The following is a 4,595-nucleotide window of genomic DNA, read 5'->3' as shown; positions in this document are numbered from 1 at the left end:
TACACCGTCATGGATGTCGATGTTCATGTGCCCGGCGGTGTCGGCGCGCGAAGGCCTTCCTCCCATCGCAGCGAGGCAGACCGCCAAGACCACATGGGCAACAGATCTAGAAGCGAACCACCTGAAGCTTCGCATCGGAACCTCCTCCGGCTAGCACAAGGGAAACCCCCTCATCCACCGGGAGCAGCAGAAGCGTCGCCTGCGTTGGCAGGCAAGGCCACGGATCCAGTGCGGCAAAGGCCGTCAGATCGAAGACGATGCGCCGCTCCATCGCCTCGCCCTCCGGGAGAAAGAGGTCAAGAGCCTCGAAGGCAACGGTCTCTTCGTCGGCCTCGCTACAGATCACCTGCAACTGCACAAGCAACCCCTCGTCCTGCGGTTGGCCTCGCAGCACTGCTCTCGATTCTAGCACAAGCTGGCCCGCGCTGCCCAAGGGCTCGATCTCTGCCAGGGTCGCCACGAGTCCTCGACCCGAAGCATCCGGCTCGAAGCCCAGCGGGATCTCCATGACCTCAATGCACAGCGAAGGCGCTGCCGATAGAGCCAAGAGCGCCACGAGTGTGAATACCCATGCCGCCCCTTGGCAGCAGAAGTCGCTCGGTATCGAGACCGAAGGCATAGCGCTGCGCGATCTTCTCGACGAGGTTCTGGGCCATGACGGGCGTCCTCCTGGCTGGGATTCGGGGATGAAGATGCGCCGCGCGCGCCCGCGGTCAACAGGCGCTGGACCGCCGCGGCCGCCTGCGCTCTACTGACCGCGCTGGACGGGAGGAGGTGTCGCCGATGGCGCACGCGACCTACGAGCGCATCTACGCTGTGGTGAAAAAGATCCCCCGCGGGCGCGTGGCCACTTACGGCCAGATCGCGATTCTCGCCGGCCTGCCCGGCCACGCGCGGCAAGTGGGCTACGCCCTCAACAAGACGCCCGAGGGACGCAAGCTCCCCTGGCACCGCGTGCTCGGCGCGGGCGGCGCGATCAGCCTGGGCGGCGCGGGTGGCATGGAGCAGCGCCTACGCCTGGCGGCCGAGGGCGTCGCGCTGAGCGCGGCCGGGCGTGTGCCACTGGCCCGCTACCAGTGGCAGCCCCGCGTGCCGCCCTTCTAGGCCCGGTCTGCCTTGCCGCGCAGGCCCGGAGGGTATAAGCTCAAGGAGCCGGGGGGTCGGGTTTTCGTGCCGAGCGAGGTGCCGCATGGAGTGGAGGGAGCTGAGCCCGGGCATCCACGCCTGCCTCCGGCCCGAGGCGGGCGCCAACCTCGGCCTCGTCGGCAGTCCCGCCGGCTGGCTCCTCATCGACACCACCTTCTGCGCGATGGAGCTGCTGGGCGTCCTCGACGCCCGCGGCGTCTGCCTGGGCGACCTCAACCTCGCCGTCAACACGCACTTCCACGCCGACCACACCTGGGGCAATCAGCTCGTACACTCGCGGATACTTGGGCACGAGCGCTGCGCCGCGCTGATGCGCGAGATGCTCGCGGGGCCCTGGTCGGCGGAGGCGCGCGAGGCCTGGCTCGCGGAGATGGCGGCCGGCGACCCCGCAGGCGCCCAGCGCTACTGCGAGCGGCTCGACGACCTGCGCGTGACGCCGCCCACGGAGACCTTCGCCGGCGAGAAGCAGTTCAGCTTCGACGGCCGCCGCGTCGAGCTGATCCACCTGGGCGGGCACACGCCGGACCTCGCCGTCGTCTGGCTGCCGGATGACGGCGTGCTCTTCGCCTCGGACCTGCTCTTCCTCGGCCGCTACCCCTTCCTGACCCACGCGGAAGTGCCGGTCTGGATCCGCGCCCTCGGGCGCCTGCGGGGACTCGAGCCGCAGGTGGTCGTGCCCGGGCACGGCCTCATCGCGGACGCCGCGGCCCTGGACGCGCAGCGCCGCTACCTGGAGGAGACCTGGGAGCGCTGCGCCGAACACCGCGCGCGTGGCCGAGAGTTGCCGGCGATCCTGGCGGACCCGGAGTTCCCGCGCCTGCCGGACGACCCCGAGGGCAAGCGCCACGCCCTCAACATCCGCACGATGCACGAGCAGCAGCGCGGCGCGGACACCTGGACCGCGAGGGCCTAGCCAGAGGCGCCGCGCTGCGCTAGCTTGAGGGTCATGCGCGTTCGCTTCCTCAACCGACTCGCCGCCCGCGCCCTGCTCACCGCCGCGCTCCTCGCCGCCGGCTGCAAGGAGGAGCCGCACTTCCGCTTCCAGCGCGTCGCCGCGCAGGGCTTCGGCGAGCGCGAGACGATGGGACTCATCGCCTGCGATGCGCTCAAGGAGGCTTCCGGTCTGGCCGCCAGCCGCCTGAACCCCGGCGTGCTCTGGGCGCACAACGACTCGGGCGACAAGCCGCGCCTCTTCGCGCTCGGCGCCCACGGCGAGCACCTGGGGATCTACACGCTGCTCGGCGCCGAGGCCGTGGACTGGGAGGACATGGCCGTGGGTCCCGGGCCGCAGAAGGGCCGCGAGTACCTCTACGTCGCCGATGTCGGCGACAACCTCGCCCACCGCGAGACGAAGACCGTCTACCGCCTGCCCGAGCCGCGCGTGAATGCGGGGCAGGCGCCGGTCGAGAGCGCGCTGGCCGGCGCGGAGGCCTTGCGCCTGCGCTTCCCCGACCGCCCGCGCAACGCCGAGGCCCTGCTCGTCGATCCCGTGAGCCGCGACCTCTACATCGTCACCAAGCAGGAGGAGACGGTCACGCTCTACCGCGCGGCCTACCCGCAACCGAGGGACCGTGTGCTCACGATGGAGGATTGTGGCAAGCTGGCGATCAGCGGCGTCGTGGCGGGCGACGTGAGCGCCGACGGCAGCGCAATCGTCCTCAAGACCTACAGCGCGCTCTACCTGGCCCACCGCGAGCCAGGCGAGCGCCTCGACGCCGCGCTGCTGCGCGGCGCCTTCGAGCGCCTGCCCTACACGGCCGAGCCGCAGGGGGAGGCCGTCGCCTGGGCGCCGGACGGCGGCGCCTACTTCACGCTCAGCGAGGAGCGCGAGGGGATCCCGGCGTTTCTCTATCGCTACTCGCGCCTGCCGGAACCTGCGCCAACGAAGCGCTGAGCCGGCCGAGCACGCATCTTGATGATTCCGCGGCCGGGCGCGATGCTCCTGTCATGATCGATCTCCTCGAGAACAACCGCGAGACCATCGCCGCACTTTGCCGGCGCTTCGGCGTCCTGCGGCTCTACGCCTTCGGCTCCGCGCTGCGCGACGACTTCCGGCCGGGAGAGAGCGATCTCGACCTGCTCGTGGAACTGGGGCCGATGGAGCCCTACGCCCGCGTCGACGCCCACTTCGGCATGCCCGATGAGCTGCGCGCGCTGCTGGGCATGGAGATCGATCTCGTCATGGAGGGGGCCGTCAAGAACCCCTACATTGCCCGGGACATCGAGCGCACGCGGAAGATGCTCTATGCCGCGTGACGCTCGGGCCTGCTGGACGAACGTCGATCCGGTTCTGCTGGCGGGCTGGCCTTGATCCGTCAAGAGGCTCGCGCACAAGCGCTCCTCCGCAAGGAATGCGTCCACCAGGCCGGAAGATCGACGGCCTCCGGTTGGCGGCAATCAGCCGGTGTTCGGCAAGGCCGCTGCCGGTAGGGCCGCCGCGGGCAAGGCGGCGGCAAGCCCCACGCCACCTTCGTGCAGGAGTCGGTGGCAGGCCGCGCAAAGCGTGATCAGGTTCGCCGCGCTGTTGCGGCCACCCCGCCTGCGCGGCTCGCGATGATGCACTTCCAGGAAGCGCGTGGCCCGGCAGCCCGGCGCCTGGCAGCGGTGCCCGTCGCGCGCGAGCACTTGCCGGCGCAGGCCGGGCCGGATCGCGGCGCGATTGGGTTCGCCGTCGCGCTGCTCGCGGCAGTCGCAGGCGGCCTGCGCGGCCACCGCTGGTGCGAGCTGCCTTCCATCGGGCAGACGGGCGACACCGCAATCCTCGCAGCGGTAAATCACCACCTGATAGGATGGGGCGGAGTTGCCACGTGGCAACTGCTCACCGGCGCTCTCACTGGCGCTGCGTTCGGGAATCTCCAGGCTGGCAAGGAGGGCGTCCAGGCCGGCGAGCAGAAGCTCCTCCCGCGTCTGGTGCCGGGCAGTTGCGGCTCCCGCCTTGCGGATCTTCTCCAGCATCGACTGCAAGCGGCCCATTTCGAGCGGCCGTAGACGAAGGGTCAGCGTCACCTCCGCCTCCGCAACCATCGCAGCGGGTTGAGCAGCGCTTGTTGCCCGCCCTGGCTTCCCTTCCGGCTGAGCGCTACTGCCGGGCCCCGCGCCAGCGGCCGCCGGCAAGGGGCTCCCGAGCAGGCTGCCCTGCCCGCTTGCATCGGCCAGGAGTGCCCGCCTGCTCACGCGCGCCTCCTTGACCCTTGTCTCGAGGGCGCGGCTGTTCAGCTGCTGCGCCTCTTCGATCCACTGGCGCTCGGTGTGCTCGGTAGCCACCTTCACCACTTCGCGCGCCTTCGTCCACGGCAGCTCGCCGCGAGTCAGCGACTCCCGCAGCTGCGGCAAGTGCTCCAAGCTCTCGGCCAGATGGATGAACTGGAAGGTCTTGTTGCGGGAGAAGCCCAGCACCTGCTCGGCGTAGGCATGAATGCTGGAGTAGCCGCAATCGCGGTAGAGGCGCC

General features: G+C 70.3%; 6 protein-coding genes. 4 read left to right on the top strand and 2 right to left on the bottom strand.

Annotated features, from left to right (window positions below; translation table 11 throughout):
* Positions 1-106 precede the first annotated feature (106 nt).
* A complete protein-coding gene (locus FJ251_13670) occupies positions 107-508 on the bottom strand; it encodes a hypothetical protein (protein MBM4118753.1) in 402 nt (133 codons plus the stop codon).
* Between the two features lie 275 nt (positions 509-783).
* Between FJ251_13670 and FJ251_13665 the strand changes: the two genes are divergently transcribed.
* The 4 genes from FJ251_13665 to FJ251_13650 all read left to right on the top strand — a co-directional run bounded on the left by FJ251_13665 (position 784) and on the right by FJ251_13650 (position 3,402).
* Positions 784-1,104: an MGMT family protein gene (locus FJ251_13665; protein MBM4118752.1), complete on the top strand. Its 321-nt coding sequence runs from the start codon at positions 784-786 to the stop codon at positions 1,102-1,104.
* A gap of 85 nt (positions 1,105-1,189) precedes the next feature.
* Positions 1,190-2,059: an MBL fold metallo-hydrolase gene (locus tag FJ251_13660; protein ID MBM4118751.1), complete on the top strand. Its 870-nt coding sequence runs from the start codon at positions 1,190-1,192 to the stop codon at positions 2,057-2,059.
* A 33-nt stretch (positions 2,060-2,092) separates the two neighbouring features.
* Positions 2,093-3,040, top strand: coding sequence for a hypothetical protein (locus FJ251_13655; protein MBM4118750.1), 948 nt, complete (start codon positions 2,093-2,095; stop codon positions 3,038-3,040).
* Positions 3,041-3,093: 53 nt separating this feature from the next.
* Positions 3,094-3,402, top strand: coding sequence for a hypothetical protein (locus FJ251_13650; protein MBM4118749.1), 309 nt, complete (start codon positions 3,094-3,096; stop codon positions 3,400-3,402).
* A gap of 141 nt (positions 3,403-3,543) precedes the next feature.
* On the opposite strand, the gene FJ251_13645 is transcribed toward FJ251_13650, so the two are convergent.
* A partial coding sequence (locus FJ251_13645) for an HNH endonuclease (protein MBM4118748.1) occupies positions 3,544-4,595 on the bottom strand: 1,052 nt, incomplete at its 5' end.

The organism is bacterium (assembly GCA_016873475.1).
Lineage (GTDB): Bacteria > Krumholzibacteriota > Krumholzibacteriia > JACNKJ01 > JACNKJ01 > VGXI01.
The sequence above is the reverse complement of the archived record's forward strand: the minus strand, read 5'-3'. Positions and strand labels throughout refer to the sequence as shown.

What these genes read in the sequence shown, in the direction of transcription:
- FJ251_13650 (MBM4118749.1), top strand. Translation starts at nt 3,094, where the DNA reads ATGATCGATCTCCTCGAGAACAACCGCGAGACCATCGCCGCACTTTGC.
- FJ251_13665 (MBM4118752.1), top strand. Translation starts at nt 784, where the DNA reads ATGGCGCACGCGACCTACGAGCGCATCTACGCTGTGGTGAAAAAGATC.
- FJ251_13660 (MBM4118751.1), top strand. Translation starts at nt 1,190, where the DNA reads ATGGAGTGGAGGGAGCTGAGCCCGGGCATCCACGCCTGCCTCCGGCCC.
- FJ251_13655 (MBM4118750.1), top strand. Translation starts at nt 2,093, where the DNA reads ATGCGCGTTCGCTTCCTCAACCGACTCGCCGCCCGCGCCCTGCTCACC.
- FJ251_13670 (MBM4118753.1), bottom strand. Translation starts at nt 508, where the DNA reads ATGGAGATCCCGCTGGGCTTCGAGCCGGATGCTTCGGGTCGAGGACTC.